Source organism: Streptococcus mitis (assembly GCF_002096845.1).
Taxonomy (GTDB): Bacteria; Bacillota; Bacilli; order Lactobacillales; family Streptococcaceae; genus Streptococcus; species Streptococcus mitis_A.
In genome coordinates this window covers 23,841-40,179 of sequence record NZ_NCVK01000034.1, presented here as the reverse complement: position 1 = coordinate 40,179, position 16,339 = coordinate 23,841, and the positions used below count along the sequence as shown (strand labels likewise).

19 protein-coding genes and 1 pseudogene are annotated in these 16,339 nt (G+C 40.0%); 18 read left to right on the top strand and 2 right to left on the bottom strand.

What is annotated here, in order from left to right:
• Positions 1–18: 18 nt before the first annotated feature.
• The 8 genes and pseudogenes from purR to B7695_RS06615 all read left to right on the top strand — a co-directional run bounded on the left by purR (position 19) and on the right by B7695_RS06615 (position 7,390).
• The gene (gene purR, locus B7695_RS06655; protein WP_004238844.1) at positions 19–846 is read left to right on the top strand and encodes a pur operon repressor; all 828 of its coding nucleotides are present in this window, start codon (positions 19–21) and stop codon (positions 844–846) included.
• Between the two features lie 66 nt (positions 847–912).
• A complete protein-coding gene (locus B7695_RS06650) occupies positions 913–2,163 on the top strand; it encodes a diaminopimelate decarboxylase (RefSeq protein ID WP_084890593.1) in 1,251 nt (416 codons plus the stop codon).
• A gap of 125 nt (positions 2,164–2,288) precedes the next feature.
• Complete coding sequence (gene pflA, locus B7695_RS06645) at positions 2,289–3,083, top strand: pyruvate formate-lyase-activating protein (protein ID WP_084890591.1); 795 nt, start codon at positions 2,289–2,291, stop codon at positions 3,081–3,083.
• Positions 3,084–3,366: 283 nt separating this feature from the next.
• The gene (locus B7695_RS06635) at positions 3,367–4,077 is read left to right on the top strand and encodes an ABC transporter ATP-binding protein (protein WP_084890589.1); all 711 of its coding nucleotides are present in this window, start codon (positions 3,367–3,369) and stop codon (positions 4,075–4,077) included.
• Position 4,078: 1 nt separating this feature from the next.
• The gene (locus tag B7695_RS06630) at positions 4,079–4,864 is read left to right on the top strand and encodes an ABC transporter permease (protein WP_084890587.1); all 786 of its coding nucleotides are present in this window, start codon (positions 4,079–4,081) and stop codon (positions 4,862–4,864) included.
• 1 nt (position 4,865) lies between these two features.
• Positions 4,866–5,585, top strand: coding sequence for an ABC transporter permease (locus B7695_RS06625; RefSeq protein WP_084890585.1), 720 nt, complete (start codon positions 4,866–4,868; stop codon positions 5,583–5,585).
• Positions 5,586–5,646: 61 nt separating this feature from the next.
• Positions 5,647–6,332: pseudogene (locus B7695_RS06620) on the top strand (response regulator transcription factor).
• Positions 6,302–7,390 carry a sensor histidine kinase gene (locus tag B7695_RS06615; RefSeq protein WP_084890583.1) on the top strand — a complete coding sequence of 363 codons (1,089 nt, stop codon included), beginning with the start codon at positions 6,302–6,304 and terminating at the stop codon, positions 7,388–7,390. Before B7695_RS06620 ends, B7695_RS06615 begins: the two are co-directional and overlap by 31 nt.
• 176 nt (positions 7,391–7,566) lie before the next feature.
• Here the strand turns inward: B7695_RS06615 and yidC are convergent, their stop codons facing one another.
• Positions 7,567–8,493, bottom strand: coding sequence for a membrane protein insertase YidC (gene yidC / locus B7695_RS06610; RefSeq protein ID WP_084890581.1), 927 nt, complete (start codon positions 8,491–8,493; stop codon positions 7,567–7,569).
• A 77-nt stretch (positions 8,494–8,570) separates the two neighbouring features.
• Positions 8,571–8,849 carry an acylphosphatase gene (locus B7695_RS06605; RefSeq protein ID WP_001174612.1) on the bottom strand — a complete coding sequence of 93 codons (279 nt, stop codon included), beginning with the start codon at positions 8,847–8,849 and terminating at the stop codon, positions 8,571–8,573.
• A 33-nt stretch (positions 8,850–8,882) separates the two neighbouring features.
• On the opposite strand from B7695_RS06605, the gene B7695_RS06600 reads away from it, so the two are divergent.
• From B7695_RS06600 to endA, 10 genes are all read left to right on the top strand, one after another.
• Complete coding sequence (locus tag B7695_RS06600; RefSeq protein ID WP_084890579.1) at positions 8,883–9,623, top strand: TrmH family RNA methyltransferase; 741 nt, start codon at positions 8,883–8,885, stop codon at positions 9,621–9,623.
• 54 nt (positions 9,624–9,677) lie between these two features.
• Complete coding sequence (locus B7695_RS06595; RefSeq protein WP_084890577.1) at positions 9,678–10,361, top strand: Bax inhibitor-1/YccA family protein; 684 nt, start codon at positions 9,678–9,680, stop codon at positions 10,359–10,361.
• A gap of 112 nt (positions 10,362–10,473) precedes the next feature.
• The gene (gene asnA, locus B7695_RS06585; protein WP_084890573.1) at positions 10,474–11,466 is read left to right on the top strand and encodes an aspartate--ammonia ligase; all 993 of its coding nucleotides are present in this window, start codon (positions 10,474–10,476) and stop codon (positions 11,464–11,466) included.
• 64 nt (positions 11,467–11,530) lie between these two features.
• On the top strand, positions 11,531–12,070 hold the full coding sequence (gene rsmD, locus B7695_RS06580) for a 16S rRNA (guanine(966)-N(2))-methyltransferase RsmD (protein WP_084890571.1): 540 nt from the start codon (positions 11,531–11,533) through the stop codon (positions 12,068–12,070).
• Positions 12,060–12,548, top strand: a complete 489-nt coding sequence (coaD, locus tag B7695_RS06575) for a pantetheine-phosphate adenylyltransferase (RefSeq protein WP_084890569.1) — start codon at positions 12,060–12,062, stop codon at positions 12,546–12,548. The genes rsmD and coaD overlap by 11 nt, the downstream gene beginning before the upstream one ends.
• Positions 12,532–13,569 carry a SepM family pheromone-processing serine protease gene (locus B7695_RS06570; RefSeq protein WP_084890567.1) on the top strand — a complete coding sequence of 346 codons (1,038 nt, stop codon included), beginning with the start codon at positions 12,532–12,534 and terminating at the stop codon, positions 13,567–13,569. Before coaD ends, B7695_RS06570 begins: the two co-directional genes overlap by 17 nt.
• Before the next feature lie 57 nt (positions 13,570–13,626).
• Positions 13,627–13,857, top strand: coding sequence for a DUF1146 family protein (locus B7695_RS06565; RefSeq protein ID WP_000250399.1), 231 nt, complete (start codon positions 13,627–13,629; stop codon positions 13,855–13,857).
• A gap of 23 nt (positions 13,858–13,880) precedes the next feature.
• Positions 13,881–15,164: a UDP-N-acetylglucosamine 1-carboxyvinyltransferase gene (gene murA, locus B7695_RS06560; protein ID WP_084890565.1), complete on the top strand. Its 1,284-nt coding sequence runs from the start codon at positions 13,881–13,883 to the stop codon at positions 15,162–15,164.
• On the top strand, positions 15,157–15,345 hold the full coding sequence (locus tag B7695_RS06555) for a DNA-directed RNA polymerase subunit beta (protein ID WP_025170734.1): 189 nt from the start codon (positions 15,157–15,159) through the stop codon (positions 15,343–15,345). Before murA ends, B7695_RS06555 begins: the two co-directional genes overlap by 8 nt.
• 37 nt (positions 15,346–15,382) lie before the next feature.
• Positions 15,383–16,207 carry a DNA-entry nuclease EndA gene (gene endA / locus B7695_RS06550; protein WP_084890563.1) on the top strand — a complete coding sequence of 275 codons (825 nt, stop codon included), beginning with the start codon at positions 15,383–15,385 and terminating at the stop codon, positions 16,205–16,207.
• Positions 16,208–16,339: the final 132 nt, after the last annotated feature.

The following is a 16,339-nucleotide window of genomic DNA, read 5'->3' as shown; positions in this document are numbered from 1 at the left end:
ATGAAATGGGAAATAGAAATGAAATTAAGAAGAAGTGATCGGATGGTTGTCATTTCCAACTATTTGATTAATAATCCTTATAAACTAACTAGTCTCAATACTTTTGCTGAAAAGTATGAATCTGCTAAATCATCCATCTCAGAAGATATCGTGATTATCAAACGCGCCTTTGAAGAAATTGAAATCGGCCATATTCAGACAGTGACTGGGGCTGGTGGGGGTGTCATCTTCACACCATCAATCTCAAGTCACGATGCCAAGGAAATGGTTGAGGACTTGCGTGCCAAGTTGTCAGAAAGCGATCGTATCTTGCCAGGTGGTTATATCTACCTGTCTGATTTGCTTAGCACACCAGCTATCTTGAAAAATATTGGTCGTATTATTGCCAAGAGCTTTATGGACCAAAAAATTGATGCGGTTATGACAGTAGCGACTAAGGGTGTTCCACTTGCAAATGCAGTTGCCAATGTCCTCAATGTTCCCTTTGTTATTGTGCGCCGTGACCTGAAAATTACCGAAGGTTCAACTGTCAGCGTCAACTATGTATCAGGTTCAAGTGGTGACCGCATTGAGAAAATGTTCCTTTCAAAACGTAGTCTCAAGGCAGGCAGCCGTGTCTTGATTGTGGATGACTTCTTGAAAGGTGGCGGAACTGTCAACGGGATGATCAGCCTCTTGCGTGAGTTTGATTCAGAATTGGCAGGTGTAGCGGTTTTTGCAGACAATGCCCAAGAAGAACGTGAAAAGCAGTTTGACTACAAGTCACTCTTGAAGGTAACCAATATTGATGTCAAGAACCAAGCCATCGATGTTGAGGTTGGCAATATCTTTGACGAAGATAAATAAGAGATAGAACTAAAGGTTGGAACGATTGTCCCAGCCTTTCTTTGCAAATAGAATAGAAGGAAGCTTATGAAAACACCATTTATCAATAAAGAAGACTTAGAAGCGATTGTTGCCGAGTTCCCGACTCCCTTTCACTTGTATGATGAGAAGGGGATTCGTGAGAAGGCAAGAGCCGTCAACCAAGCCTTTTCGTGGAACAAGGGCTTTAAGGAATATTTTGCAGTTAAGGCTACTCCAACACCAGCTATTTTAAAAATTCTCCAAGAGGAAGGTTGCGGTGTGGACTGCTCTAGTTATGTGGAACTTTTGATGAGCCATAAACTGAATTTCCCTGGTTCTGAGATTATGTTCTCTTCAAACAACACGCCAGACAAGGAATATGCCTATGCGCGTGAATTGGGGGCGACCATTAACTTGGATGCCTTTGAAGATATTGAACATCTGGAGCGAGCAGCAGGAATTCCAGAAATCATCTCTTGTCGTTACAATCCTGGAGGCGTTTTTGAGCTAGGGACAGACATAATGGACAATCCTGGAGAAGCCAAGTTTGGCATGACTAAGGACCAGCTCTTTGAAGCTTTTGCCAGCTTGAAGGAAAAAGGAGCCAAGACCTTTGGAATTCACTCCTTCCTAGCATCCAATACCGTCACCCATCTCTATTATCCAGAGTTGGCTCGTCAGCTTTTTGAATTGGCTGTTGAAATCAAGGAAAAGTTGGGCATTTCGCTAGACTTTATCAATCTTTCTGGCGGTATTGGTGTCAATTATCGTCCAGACCAGGAGCCGAACGATATCGCCTTGATTGGTGAGGGAGTTCGTAAGGTTTATGAAGAAGTTCTTACGCCAGCAGGTCTTGGTCAGGTCAAGATTTTTACCGAATTGGGTCGCTTTATGCTAGCCCCTCACGGTGCTTTGGTCACAAGAGTCACTCATAAGAAGAAAACTTACCGTACCTATCTAGGTGTGGATGCATCAGCAGTCAACCTCATGCGTCCAGCTATGTATGGAGCCTACCACCATATTACTAACATGACCCATCCAGATGGACCAGCTGAAGTGGTAGATGTGGTCGGTTCACTCTGTGAAAACAATGATAAATTTGCAGTGAATCGCGAACTGCCTCATACAGAAATCGGTGATTTGCTGATAATTCATGATACAGGTGCACACGGTTTTTCAATGGGCTACCAGTACAATGCCAAACTTCGTTCTGCGGAAATCCTCTATACCGAAGAAGGCAAAGCCCGTCAAATCCGCCGTGCAGAGCGCCCTGAGGACTACTTTGCAACCTTGTATGGTTTTAATTTTGAAGAATAATCTGAGAATTAATTGAAAATGAAATTGAAAAACAGATTGCTTTCTAAAAAATAGGCAAAAATCTTGTTTTTCCTTCAAGTCGTGATATAATAAAACTATAAAACGTTTTCAAGGAAGGTAACGATATGTCTGAAGAAACAATTGATTATGGACAAGTGACAGGAATGGTGCATTCGACAGAAAGCTTTGGGTCAGTAGATGGGCCTGGTATTCGCTTTATTGTCTTTTTGCAGGGCTGTCACATGCGTTGCCAGTATTGCCACAACCCAGATACTTGGGCGATGGAGTCCAACAAATCACGTGAACGGACGGTAGATGATGTTTTGTCAGAGGCCTTGCGCTACCGTGGTTTCTGGGGGAATAAGGGTGGTATTACAGTCAGTGGAGGAGAAGCTCTATTGCAGATTGATTTCCTGATTGCCTTCTTCACCAAGGCCAAAGAATACGGAATCCACTGTACCTTGGATACCTGTGCCCTGCCTTTCCGTAATAAACCACGTTACCTTGAGAAGTTTGACAAACTCATGGCTGTTACTGACTTGGTTCTCTTGGATATCAAGGAAATCAACGAAGAACAGCACAAGATTGTTACCAGCCAAACCAATAAAAATATCTTGGCTTGTGCCCAGTATCTATCAGATATTGGAAAACCTGTCTGGATTCGCCACGTGCTAGTTCCAGGATTGACAGATAGAGACGATGACTTGATTGAACTTGGTAAGTTCGTCAAGACCCTCAAAAATGTTGATAAGTTTGAAATTCTGCCTTATCACACCATGGGTGAGTTCAAGTGGCGTGAATTGGGAATCCCTTATTCGCTCGAAGGGGTTAAACCCCCAACAGCAGACCGCGTCAAGAACGCTAAAAAACTAATGGATACCGAAAGTTATCAAGACTATATGAAACGTGTACATGGATAAAAAAGAAGCCTGATGGAAACATCGGGCTTTTAAGTTTACACAAATCTAGATAATTGAATGAAACAAAATTTAATACTCTTCGAAAATCTCTTCAGACCACGTCAGCTTCCATCTGCAACCTCAAAACACTGTTTTGAGCAGCTTGCGGCTAGCTTCCTAGTTTGCTCTTTGATTTTCATTGACTATTAAATCTTTTTTACTCTCTAAATTCTGAAAAAAATCCGAAAAAGAATATGTAAGATATAGTTACTTTTAGAAATATTAAATAGAATAGGAGAACATGATGGAACAAAGTATTACCATTAAAAATTTATGTAAGTCATATGGGCAAACTCAAATTTTAAAAGATATTTCTTTTGAAGCAAAAGCAGGTAGAGTGACTGCTTTCCTGGGTCCAAATGGAGCTGGTAAAAGTTCAACATTACGTATTTTATTAGGATTAGACAAAGCAACATCTGGTCTTACCAAAATTGGAGATCAAACTTATAAGGAATTAAAATTTCCTCTAAAGACTGTAGGAGCTTCATTTGACAGTGTAGGTGCTCCTGATGATCGGACTGTTTATCAGCATTTGAAAATTGTTGCTGCTAGTAATGGGATATCCAGTCAGCGAATTGAGCAAGTCTTGGATATGGTGGATATTAGTCATAAGAAAAAATCTAAAATTGGGAAATTATCATTAGGAGAAGGACAACGCTTGGGAATTGCAACAGCTCTATTAGGAAATCCTCAATATCTGATATTGGATGAACCGACTAATGGGTTGGATCCAATAGGAATTCGGTGGTTTAGAGAGTTTATAAAAAAACAAGCTCAAGAAGGGAAGACAGTCTTGCTATCATCTCATATACTATCGGAAGTGGAAGCAGTAACAGATGATGTAGTTATCATAAATAAAGGAAAAGTTCTTATAAAAGGGACTTTACAAGAAGTGATGAAAAATCTTTCTTCACTAGAAGAAGTCTTCTTTAGTTTAACAGAAGGAGGAAAGTAACATGGCACTTATTTACTCTCTTCATTCTGAAATATTGAAATTACTTTATAAGAGAGCTACTCATGTTGTATTATTCTTGATACTGGTATTTCAAACGTTTTTAGCAAATATTGGTGCTTCTCAAATTGTTTCAGTTGGTATCCATGCTACACCAGAGACAAATCCAGAATTAGCAGAAGCTATACCTCCTATTGAATTTTTAGGTTTTGATGTCACTTTATTTGGTGTTTTTATTATGATTATCCTAGGCTCAATTTACGGAGCCGAGGAGTATAAATGCTCTGCTATTCGTACAAGTCTCCTCTCTATTACAAATCGAAGTACTTTCCTAGTTTCAAAAACATTAGTTTGGCTTGTATTTTCTTTTTTCATTTCCTTTCTATCAATATTCCTTACGATTAACATGACACATTATGTTTTAGGACAAGATGGCTTATTGCTTTTTTCACTAAATGGGAGAGTTTGGTTCTATATATTTTTAGCCAGTATAGCTTGGACTTTGTTGGGACTTCTGGCCTATATTATGGCTTTGACATTTAAAACAGCCATTGTTCCTCTATTATTTTTGCTTCCCCAAGTCTACAATTTAGGAATATTCTTAGCAAACTATATCTCAGCTGCAAAATTTCTTCCAGTTGCATTGGGGCAAGGATTGATTGCTACATCTCCTCAAATTTTAGAACATAATAGTGCACAAAATATTTTATTTTTACTTTGTTGGAACTTCTTATTCTTGGCTTTAGCAATTTACCGCTTACTTAAGTCAGATATTGGAGGAGGTGAATAAGTTGAAAGAACAACTTAAAAGTGAATATCTCAAGTTTATGATGAATCCTTGGCACTGGTTGATTATAGGTGCTCTATTACTGTGTGTTCCGGCGATGGTTATTTTTTTAAATAGTAAGCCAGACCAGTTGACCTTACAGTTTGTTTTGGAACAGCTACTGCAAAGTCTCTATTTAGGACAGGCAGGTTTCATTAGTCTAGCGGTTCTATTTATAGGTCAAGAATTTACAGGTTCAAGCCTTCGTACCAGTTTTCTTACATGTCCAAATCGTTTAAAATTTATAATCTGTAAACTAGCTATTGTATTATGTATGGAAATTGTATTATTGGTTGCTGTAATATTATTATGCATACTAATCGCGCAAGGTTACTACAATATCAATCTTTTGAGTAATATTAAACATGTTCTAACAATTCTATTTCCAGCTTGTATTTCTATTCTAATCTTCTCTCTTTTAAGTGGTATTTTTGTATTTATTTCCCAGTCTTTTATCTTAATTCTGGGAATCAGTTTATCCCTTTTATTGGGGTTGGGACAAATGTTATTACAATTCAGTTCTTTTTTTAGAAATTTACCATTACTGGCTAGTATGAATTGTTTTTATACCTATCCATTGTCTCTTTATTATCCAGTGTGGCAAGGCTTAGGGATACAAATAGTTTGGTTATTAATTGTTTTTCTATTTGCTACATTGATACTTATAGGAAAAAATGTACGCTAAAGACAGGGGATATCCTGTCTTTTTCTCAGGTAGTGCTATAATATATTCAGGAGGGGGAGTTATGGCTTATAAAATTTTGGTTGTAGATGATGATCTTGCTATTCTTCGCCTAATAAAAAAGTACTAGAATATGAAAAATATGAAGTAGTCATACGAAATAAGATAGAAGAGATTGATCTTTGTGATTTTACAGGCTTTGACTTGATTTTATTAGATATTATGATGCCTGTTAGTGGTTTAGAAATCTGTCAGATGATTCGCGAGCAGATAACTGTTCCTATCTGTTTTATAACTGCCAAGGATATGGATGAAGATTTAGTAGCTGGAATTAATGCAGGTGCTGATGATTATATTATGAAGCCCTTTAGTATGCAAGAATTGTTAGCACGTGTTAAAATGCACTTGCGTCGTGAAGAACGGATTAAAGGAAATGTTCATCAAATAAAGATTGGGAAGCTTATACTATATACGGATAGTAAGGAACTATTTGTAAACGATGATAAGATTGCTCTGACAAGGAGAGAATTTGACATAGTGAATCTTTTGGCAAGCAACCCAAGTAAAATATATTCTATTGAGGAAATTTATAATTATCTATATCCACAAAGCTCAGAAGCGCTTTTACGTTCGGTTTCAGAGTATATTTATCAAATTCGTCAAAAGCTGAAACCTTATCAATTAAATCCAATTAAAACCTTGTACGGTGGAGGATATCAATGGGTAGAATCAAAAGTTTTAGACAATTAATTCGAGAAACCTGTTGGAGAATTATTTGGCAGTTTAGTCTTGGCTTACTAATGGCCTATCTTATTCCCTTAGCTTCAGTATCTATACAAATAAATGAAGTTGGGAAACCTCTAAACAATAGTGGTGTTCTATCAATTTTTTTCAATGTGTCATCATGGATATATATTTGTGTTTTATTGATTGTTCTAATAAGTTATCACATTGGAAAATTGTTGAAAAAACTGAGTTATGAAATGACTTTGATTTATGAAAATAGTATGTGGTTGGAGAAGGAATGTACAGAAAGTTTAACGGTTAAAGAATTTCGTGAGACAGGAAATCGGATTATTGTGATGCAAGATAGAATTCGACAATTAATAGTTGATGAGAAAGAACAGAAAGAAGATTTGATGTTTCAGGTTTCAGCAGCTTCTCATGATTTAAAGACTCCCTTAACCATTATTAGGGGAAATGTGGAATTTTTGCAGGCGATAACTGAAAACGACCAATCTCAAGAATGCTTAGCAGATATAGAAAGAGCTAGTCAACAGTTACTAGATTATTTCAATCAATTGATTCACTACTCTAAAACCTATTATGATGATGAGACAGGTTGGACGGAGTATTCCTCTTCAGATTTTATCAATGAGTTAGAGAAAGAAGTCTCTTTTTTGATAAAAAATCAGATGAAGTTTTCTTTTGAAAAAAATGTGAAAGGAACTGAAAACTATTATATAAATCCATCTCTTCTGATTCGTGCCATACAAAATATTTTAACAAATGCTTTGGAGTATGCAGATAAACAGAATCCTAAAATTAAAATTAGGGTAGAGCAAGAGGCGAAAGAATTGAAAATAGGTATATGGAATAATGGCTCTGAATTTCCAGAGGAAGTTTTAACTAATTTTGGGAAGCTCTTTTATCGTATGGATAAAGCTAGATCGGTTAAAGAGCAACATTATGGTATTGGACTTAGTTTTGTATGTAGAGTTGCAAAACTACACAAAGGCCGAGTTGAACTTAGAAATAGAGACGCGGGAGCAGAAGTTTTAATAACTCTCAATTGTATTAAATCATAGTGAGTTACTTGTTAATTTATGATTGAATCGTTTTTATATGTGAGTTTTTAAACTATTTAACATTTTCGACTAGTATAAGATGTAACAGTAGATAATAAAAACGAATGATGATATCTAGTTGATGAAAACTATTTATCATTCATTCGTTTTTTAATTATTGGATAATATACGCAGCTTTATCTCGAACGTTGTTTTCCAGCGTTGCGATTTTTGTGTTTCTTCTTGCTTGTGATAGCAGTTGGTTGTTCAGGAGTAACGTCTTTTCGTCCATTTGGTGTTGAGAAAGAACGTGCTTTTGGTGGGTTCTTGGCTAGTTCTTCACGGACTTTTTTGCGAAGTTTTGGACGAACGATATAGTTGACGATAAACTGTTGGAGAATCATCATGAAACCACCGACAACCCAGTAAAGTGTGACACTAGCTGGTGAGATGAGGGAGAAGCCGGCAATCATGACTGGGCTCACGTAAGCCATTTTCTTGATTTGATCTCTTTGCGTTTCATCTTCTACTCCGTGAAGTGAAAGGAGTGATTGAAGATAGTAAAGGACACCAGCGCAGGCAGCTAAAATCATACTTGGAGAGCCTAGAGGAATTCCTAGGTAACTTGCTTGAGCAACCCCTTCAGTATGTTGGGCAGCAAAGTAAATTGCAGAGAAGAAAGGCATTTGAAGGAGGATAGGGAAGCATCCTACACCACCAAACATGCTGATGCCGTGTTCTTTTTGAGCGGCAAAGAGAGCTTGTTGGGCTTCGAGTTTTTCTTCTTGAGTCGTTGCTTCTTTGAGACGTGTTTGGTGTGGCTCAAGGACGTGCTTGAGAGCGTTCATCTTTTCAGAGTGAAGCGTTGCCTTCCATGATTGGTAGATACCAAGTGGCAAGATAATCAAGCGCACGATAATGGTTACGATGATGATAGCGACACCGAAGCCTAGACCTTTATCAGTAGCGAAGTACTTGATAGCTTCAGCCATAGGCGCTCCGATCGTATTCCAAATAAATCCTATTGGCTTTCCTGTGGCTTTATCGACGCTAACACAGCCAGTCAAGACAAGCAACATAGCCACTCCCATAGCCGAGAGTGCAAAACGTTTAATAGATTTCACTGTTTTTATTCCTTCTTTAAAAATTATACCTTTCTATTCTACTGTTTTTTTACAAAATATACAATAGTTCTAGAGACCTAATTTGCGATTTTAAAGTCAGGGTAAGGAGGAAAGTTACTTAGTTTGACATCCAAGTAGCTGACTTTTGAAAAAGGTGTGGGTCCTTTGCGGATTTCTTGGATAAATTTTGCCATGATAGCAGATGAGTCTGCTTGGGCTAAAATTTCCACTGTGCCATCGTCGTTATTCCATACCCGACCTGTGATGCCACCAATTTCAAGTGCCAAGCTATAAACACCCCAACGAAAGCCGACTCCCTGCACCCTGCCTTGGGCAATCATTCTAACCTTTTGCATACCAAACCCCTTTGATTGTGTTATAATATTTCTATGACTATTATAACCTCAAAAGCCAATTCTGTGGTAAAAAATGCCAAGAAATTACACCAAAAAAAATACCGCAAGTCTGCCTATTTGATTGAAGGCTGGCACTTGTTTGAAGAAGCTGTCCAAGCTGGAGTGACGATTGAGAAAATCTTTGCCCTAGAAAGTTATCGAGAACAGTTAGTTGCTTTTCCGCAAACTGTCTGGGTGTCAGAGGATATTTTGCTAGATTTGGCGGATTCTCAGACTCCACAGGGCATTGTTGCGGTGGTTCAAAAAGAAGAAGTAGGACAAGTTGATTTTAGTCAGGGCAAGTTCTTGTTTTTGGAAGATGTGCAAGATCCTGGTAATGTGGGAACTATCATTCGGACTGCGGATGCAGCAGGCTTTACAGGAGTGATTGTTTCAGATAAGTCGGCAGATATCTACAGTCTCAAGACCTTGCGTTCCATGCAAGGCAGTCATTTCCATCTGCCTATTTATCGGATGTCGACTCAAGCGCTTCTTAAGGAAACCAAAGTGGCAGGTATCCCAGTGCTGGCAACAACCCTATCTAAAGATTCTGTTGATTACAGAGAACTGCCTCCTATAGAAAATTTTGTACTAGTCATGGGGAATGAGGGTCAAGGAATTAGTCCCCTCATGGCTGAAAGTGCAGACCAGTTGGTCCACATTAGTATGAAGGGGCAGGCGGAGAGTTTGAATGTTGCCGTTGCAGCCGGTATTTTAATTTTCCATTTAAGCTAATTTTAACTTTCTTTGTTATAATCAAGGAAAGACATTCATAGAAAAGGAGAAAAGATGAATCACACTATTATTCACGACCGTGCAGGTCTCAATCAATTTTACGCTAAGGTTTATGCCTTTGTTGGTCTGGGGATCGGATTATCCGCTTTAGTATCAGGTCTTATGTTGACGGTCTTTCAATCTCAGTTGGTTTACTTTTTGATGCAGGGGCGTCTCTGGTTGACCATTGCTACTTTTGCGGAGTTGGCCTTGGTTTTCGTTGCCAGCAGTATGGCTTCAAAGAATAGTCCAGCGGCTCTTCCATTATTTTTACTTTACTCAGTATTAAACGGCTTTACCCTCAGTTTTGTGGTGGCCTTCTATACTCCGGGTACAGTTTTATCTGCCTTTGTATCGAGCGCCCTTCTCTTCTTTGTCATGGCGGCAGTTGGTATCTTCACCAAGAAAGACTTGAGTGGTCTTGGTCGGGCTATGATGGCGGCTCTTATCGGTTTGCTGATTGCCATGGTAGTTAATATTTTCTTGGCTAGCGGTTTCTTTGATTATATGATTAGCGTAGCCATGGTTTTGGTTTTCTCAGGGTTGATTGCTTGGGACAACCAAAGGATTCGTCTCGCTTATGAACAATCACAAGGTCGTGTAGCGACAGGTTGGGTTGTGTCAATGGCTCTCAGTATCTATCTTGATTTTATCAATCTCTTCCTAAGTATTCTACGTATCTTCGGTCGTAATGACTAAAGGTCTATGAAATCAGTGTTTTGAATGACACTGATTTTTTTTTAAAATTTCTCTTTTCTTTTCTTGGAAATAGGTGTATAATGCTTTTAATTAAATTTTTGAGGAGTAGCTTATGAAGAAAAGTTTTATCCACCAACAAGAAGAAATTTCCTTTGTCAAAAACACTTTTACCCAGTATTTGAAAGACAAGCTAGAAGTCGTCGAAGTTCAAGGCCCTATCTTGAGTAGAGTCGGTGACGGGATGCAGGACAACTTATCAGGTGTTGAGAATGCCGTATCGGTCAAGGTTCTCCAAATCCCTGATGCTACTTATGAAGTGGTACATTCCCTTGCCAAATGGAAACGCCATACCTTGGCTCGTTTTGGTTTCGGTGAGGGTGAAGGTCTTTTTGTTCACATGAAGGCCCTTCGACCAGACGAAGATTCGCTTGATGCGACCCACTCTGTTTATGTTGACCAGTGGGACTGGGAAAAAGTTATCCCAAATGGTAAGCGTAACATCGCTTATCTAAAAGAAACAGTTGAGAAGATTTACAAGGCTATTCGTCTTACTGAGCTAGCTGTTGAAGCCCGCTATGACATCGAATCAATCTTGCCAAAACAAATCACTTTTATCCATACAGAAGAGTTGGTAGAACGCTACCCAGACTTGACACCGAAAGAACGTGAAAATGCTATCTGTAAAGAATTTGGAGCAGTCTTCTTGATTGGTATCGGTGGTGAATTACCAGACGGTAAACCGCACGATGGCCGTGCACCAGACTATGATGACTGGACAAGTGAGTCTGAAAATGGCTACAAGGGTCTAAATGGCGATATTCTTGTCTGGAATGAGTCTTTAGGTGGAGCCTTTGAGTTGTCCTCTATGGGAATCCGTGTAGATGAAGAAACCCTTCGCCGTCAGGTAGCCATCACAGGTGATGAAGACCGCTTGGAATTGGATTGGCACAAGTCTTTATTGAATGGCCTATTCCCATTGACAATCGGTGGAGGAATTGGACAATCTCGAATGGCTATGTTCCTACTTCGCAAGAAACACATCGGAGAAGTGCAAACAAGTGTTTGGCCTCAAGAAGTCCGTGATACTTACGAAAATATTTTGTAGAGAATCGAACCGCAAGGTTCGATTTTCTTTCTCTTTTCGCCCATAATTTGGTATAATAAACGGTATGAAAATCGTATCAGGAATCTATGGGGGACGTCCCCTCAAGACACTAGAAGGCAAGACGACAAGACCTACTTCGGATAAGGTTAGGGGAGCCATTTTTAACATGATTGGTCCCTACTTTGAAGGGGGGCGAGTCTTGGACCTTTATGCAGGTAGTGGTGGTTTATCTATCGAGGCAGTATCGCGTGGTATGTCGAGCGCTGTTTTGGTGGAACGAGACCGTAAGGCTCAGGCTATCGTGGCTGAAAATATTCAGATGAGCAAGGAAGTTGGAAAATTTCAACTCCTCAAGATGGATGCAGAAAGGGCATTGGAACAGGTATCTGGGGAATTTGACCTCATTTTCTTAGACCCTCCTTATGCCAAGGAACAAATCGTAGCAGATATTGAAAAAATGGCTGAGAGAGACCTTTTTTCTGAAGATGTCATGGTCGTGTGTGAGACGGATAAGGCCGTTGAACTTCCAGAAGAAATTGCCTGCTTGGGCATCTGGAAGGAAAAGATTTATGGAATTAGTAAGGTGACAGTCTATGTCAGATAAGATTGGCTTATTTACAGGCTCATTTGATCCGATGACAAATGGGCATCTGGATATCATTGAACGGGCGAGCATACTCTTTGATAAGCTTTATGTCGGTATTTTTTTTAATCCCCACAAACAAGGATTTCTCCCTATCGAAAATCGTAAACGAGGGCTAGAAGAGGCTTTGAAACATTTGGAAAATGTTGAAGTTGTGTCTTCTCATGATGAATTGGTGGTTGATGTCGCAAAAAGACTGGGGGCTACTTTCTTAGTGCGTGGCTTGAGAAATGCGTCGGATTTGCAATATGAAGCCAGTTTTGATTACTACAACCATCAGCTGTCTCCTGATATAGAGACCATTTATTTACATAGTCGACCTGAACATCTCTATCTCAGTTCATCCGGTGTTAGAGAGCTTTTGAAGTTTGGTCAGGATATTGCCGGCTATGTTCCTGATAGTATTTTGGAGGAAATAAGAAATGAAAAAAAAGATTAGATGGCCCTTATATGTCATTGCGGCCTTGATAGCAACTTTCTTGGCATTTGTAGTGCCCTTGCCCTACTATATAGAGGTTCCAGGTGGTTCGGAAGATATTCGCCAAGTCCTTAAAGTAAATGACACAGAAGATAAGGAAGCTGGGGCCTATCAATTCGTTACGGTTGGTGTCCAGCATGCCACTTTAGCCCATATGATTTATGCTTGGTTGACGCCTTTTACAGATATTCGTAGTGCTCAGGAGACTACAGGTGGATCTTCCGATATTGAATTTATGCGGATCAATCAATTCTACATGCAAACATCACAAAACATGGCCAAGTATCAAGGGCTAAAAACAGCTGGTAAGGATATTGAACTAAAATATCTTGGGGTTTATGTTTTGACTGTGACAGATAATTCGACCTTTAAAGGGATTCTCAACATCTCTGATACGGTCACAGCAGTCAATGATCAGACCTTCGACAGTTCCAAAGATTTGATTGATTATGTCAATTCTCAAAAATTAGGGGACTCTGTCAAAGTAACCTATGAAGAGGATGGGCAAACCAAATCTGCAGAAGGAAAAATTATTACTCTAGAAAATGGCAAAAATGGGATTGGAATCGGCTTGATTGACCGTACAGAAGTGACCAGTGATGTCCCAATTCGCTTTTCAACAGCTGGTATCGGCGGACCAAGTGCTGGTCTCATGTTTAGTCTGGCCATCTATACCCAAATAGCTGACCCTGGCCTTCGTAATGGCCGTATCGTTGCCGGTACCGGAACTATTGACCGCGATGGGAATGTGGGGGACATTGGAGGTGTTGATAAAAAAGTTGTAGCTTCGGCTAGAGAAGGTGCTGCTATTTTCTTTGCCCCTGATAACCCTGTTAGCGAAGAAGAACAAAAAGCGCATCCGGATGCGAAAAACAACTACCAAACAGCCCTGGAAGCAGCTAAAACAATCAAGACAGATATGAAAATCGTGCCTGTTAAAACCCTACAAGATGCAATTGATTACTTGAAAAACAATCCCTAGTTTTTGAGTGAAGTTTCCAAACTAGCGCTCAAACAGAGAAGATGGTATAATAGTCAAATGGTTCAATTATTATTCACTCTAAGCAGTCACATGCTCTTTATTTATGTGAGTTTTTACCTTTTAAAGAATCTTGTTAGATGGGAAAAGGTTTTAAAAGTGACAGCTGAGAATACAGGAAAAGTTCGTTTGCTAGTAGCTTTTTTCAGCATTGTAATGGGTTATATCATGAGTTCTTTCTTTATCAGCCTATATCAGTTGTGGCAAGAAGCGCTTAGAGGATTATTATAAAATCAAGAGTAAAGGAAATAGGTATGGAAAAAATTGTGGTTCAAGGTGGCGATAATCGTCTGGTAGGAAGTGTTACGATCGAAGGAGCAAAGAATGCAGTCTTGCCCTTGTTAGCAGCGACTATTCTAGCAAGTGAAGGAAAGACCGTCTTGCAGAATGTTCCTATCTTATCAGATGTTTTCACTATGAATCAGGTGGTTCGTGGTTTGAATGCCAAGGTAGATTTTAATGAAGAAGCTCATCTTGTTGAGGTGGACGCGACTGGCGATATCGCTGAGGAAGCTCCTTACAAGTATGTCAGCAAGATGCGTGCATCTATCGTTGTCTTGGGACCAATTCTTGCCCGTGTAGGTCATGCCAAGGTATCTATGCCAGGCGGTTGTACCATTGGTAGCCGCCCTATTGATCTTCATTTGAAAGGTCTAGAAGCTATGGGGGCTAAGATTAGTCAGACAGCTGGTTACATCGAAGCCAAGGCTGATCGCTTGCATGGCGCTCATATCTACATGGACTTCCCAAGTGTTGGTGCTACTCAGAACTTGATGATGGCTGCGACCCTGGCTGCTGGTGTGACAGTGATTGAGAATGCTGCGCGTGAGCCTGAGATTGTTGACCTAGCCATTCTCCTCAATGAAATGGGAGCTAAGGTTAAGGGTGCTGGTACAGAGACCATTACCATTACCGGTGTTGAGAAACTTCATGGTACGACTCACAATGTAGTCCAAGACCGTATCGAAGCAGGAACCTTTATGGTGGCTGCTGCCATGACTGGTGGTGATGTCTTGATTAAAGACGCTGTTTGGGAGCACAACCGTCCCTTGATTGCTAAATTGCTTGAAATGGGAGTGGAAGTGACGGAGGAGACTGAGGGAATTCGAGTTCGCTCTCAACTAGAAAATCTAAAAGCTGTTCATGTGAAAACTTTGCCCCACCCAGGATTTCCAACAGATATGCAGGCTCAATTTACAGCCTTGATGACCGTCGCAAAAGGCGAATCAACTATGGTGGAGACAGTTTTCGAAAATCGTTTTCAACACCTAGAAGAAATGCGTCGCATGGGCTTGCACTCTGAGATTATCCGTGATACAGCTCGTATTGTTGGTGGACAAGCTTTGCAGGGAGCAGAAGTTCTTTCAACTGACCTTCGTGCCAGCGCAGCCTTGATTTTGACAGGTTTGGTAGCACAAGGAGAAACTGTAGTTGGTAAATTGGTTCACTTGGATAGAGGTTACTACCGTTTCCATGAGAAGTTGGCACAGCTAGGTGCTAAGATTCAGCGGATTGAGGCAAGTGATGAAGATGAATAAGAAATCAAGCTACGTAATCAAGCGTTTACTTTTAGTCATTCTGGTACTGATTTTAGGCGTTCTAGCCCTAGGAATCGGTTTAATGGTCGGCTATGGAATCTTGGGCAAGGGTCAAGATCCGTGGGCCATCCTGTCTCCAGCAAAATGGCAGGAATTGATTCATAAATTTACAGGAAATTAGGCTGGGAGACCAGCCTTTTTTAAAGATAAGGAGAAATATGAACAAAAAAACAAGACAGACACTAATCGGGTTGCTAGTGTTATTGCTTTTATCTGCAGGGAGCTACTATATCAAGCAGATGCAGTCGACAGCTAATAGTCCCAAAACCAAGCTTAGTCAGAAAAAACAAGCGTCTGAAGCTCCTAGTCAAGCATTGGCAGAGAGTGTCTTAACAGACGCAGTCAAGAGTCAAATAAAAGGGAGTCTGGAGTGGAATGGCTCAGGTGCTTTTATTGTCAATGGCAATAAAACAAATCTAGATGCCAAGGTTTCAAGTAAGCCCTACGCTGACAATAAAACAAAGACAGTGGGTAAGGAAACGGTACCGACCGTAGCTAATGCGCTCTTGTCTAAGGCTACTCGTCAGTACAAGAATCGTGAAGAAACTGGGAATGGTTCGACTTCATGGACTCCTCCAGGCTGGCATCAGGTTAAGAATCTAAAGGGTACTTATACCCATGCGGTCGATAGAGGTCACTTGTTAGGCTATGCCTTAATCGGTGGCTTGGATGGTTTTGATGCCTCGACAAGCAATCCTAAAAACATTGCTGTTCAAACAGCTTGGGCAAATCAGGCTCAAGCCGAGGATTCGACTGGTCAAAACTACTATGAAAGTATGGTACGCAAAGCCTTGGACCAAACCAAGCGTGTCCGTTACCGTGTAACTCTTTATTATGCTTCGAATGAGGATTTAGTTCCTTCAGCTTCACAGATTGAAGCCAAGTCTTCAGACGGAGAATTGGAATTTAATGTCCTAGTTCCCAATGTTCAAAAAGGGCTTCAACTGGATTACCGAACTGGAGAAGTGACTGTTACTCAGTAAAAGATAAGATAAACTCCTATGTCACTTGTAGATATAGGAGTTCTTTCTTACTAGTTTAAGCAGGGCTACAATAGACATTGAGAAAAAATAATATGTACTGGATTAAATTTTGTGATATAATAAAGGATAAGA

Excerpts from the sequence above, each read along its gene's own strand:
- asnA (WP_084890573.1), top strand. The coding sequence starts at position 10,474 with ATGAAGAAAAGTTTTATCCACCAACAAGAAGAAATTTCCTTTGTCAAA.
- purR (WP_004238844.1), top strand. The coding sequence starts at position 19 with ATGAAATTAAGAAGAAGTGATCGGATGGTTGTCATTTCCAACTATTTG.
- B7695_RS06605 (WP_001174612.1), bottom strand. The coding sequence starts at position 8,849 with ATGCAAAAGGTTAGAATGATTGCCCAAGGCAGGGTGCAGGGAGTCGGC.
- B7695_RS06555 (WP_025170734.1), top strand. The coding sequence starts at position 15,157 with ATGAATAAGAAATCAAGCTACGTAATCAAGCGTTTACTTTTAGTCATT.
- pflA (WP_084890591.1), top strand. The coding sequence starts at position 2,289 with ATGTCTGAAGAAACAATTGATTATGGACAAGTGACAGGAATGGTGCAT.
- B7695_RS06595 (WP_084890577.1), top strand. The coding sequence starts at position 9,678 with ATGAATCACACTATTATTCACGACCGTGCAGGTCTCAATCAATTTTAC.
- B7695_RS06615 (WP_084890583.1), top strand. The coding sequence starts at position 6,302 with ATGGGTAGAATCAAAAGTTTTAGACAATTAATTCGAGAAACCTGTTGG.
- B7695_RS06650 (WP_084890593.1), top strand. The coding sequence starts at position 913 with ATGAAAACACCATTTATCAATAAAGAAGACTTAGAAGCGATTGTTGCC.
- rsmD (WP_084890571.1), top strand. The coding sequence starts at position 11,531 with ATGAAAATCGTATCAGGAATCTATGGGGGACGTCCCCTCAAGACACTA.
- B7695_RS06570 (WP_084890567.1), top strand. The coding sequence starts at position 12,532 with ATGAAAAAAAAGATTAGATGGCCCTTATATGTCATTGCGGCCTTGATA.
- B7695_RS06635 (WP_084890589.1), top strand. The coding sequence starts at position 3,367 with ATGGAACAAAGTATTACCATTAAAAATTTATGTAAGTCATATGGGCAA.
- murA (WP_084890565.1), top strand. The coding sequence starts at position 13,881 with ATGGAAAAAATTGTGGTTCAAGGTGGCGATAATCGTCTGGTAGGAAGT.
- B7695_RS06565 (WP_000250399.1), top strand. The coding sequence starts at position 13,627 with ATGGTTCAATTATTATTCACTCTAAGCAGTCACATGCTCTTTATTTAT.
- coaD (WP_084890569.1), top strand. The coding sequence starts at position 12,060 with ATGTCAGATAAGATTGGCTTATTTACAGGCTCATTTGATCCGATGACA.
- endA (WP_084890563.1), top strand. The coding sequence starts at position 15,383 with ATGAACAAAAAAACAAGACAGACACTAATCGGGTTGCTAGTGTTATTG.
- B7695_RS06600 (WP_084890579.1), top strand. The coding sequence starts at position 8,883 with ATGACTATTATAACCTCAAAAGCCAATTCTGTGGTAAAAAATGCCAAG.
- B7695_RS06630 (WP_084890587.1), top strand. The coding sequence starts at position 4,079 with ATGGCACTTATTTACTCTCTTCATTCTGAAATATTGAAATTACTTTAT.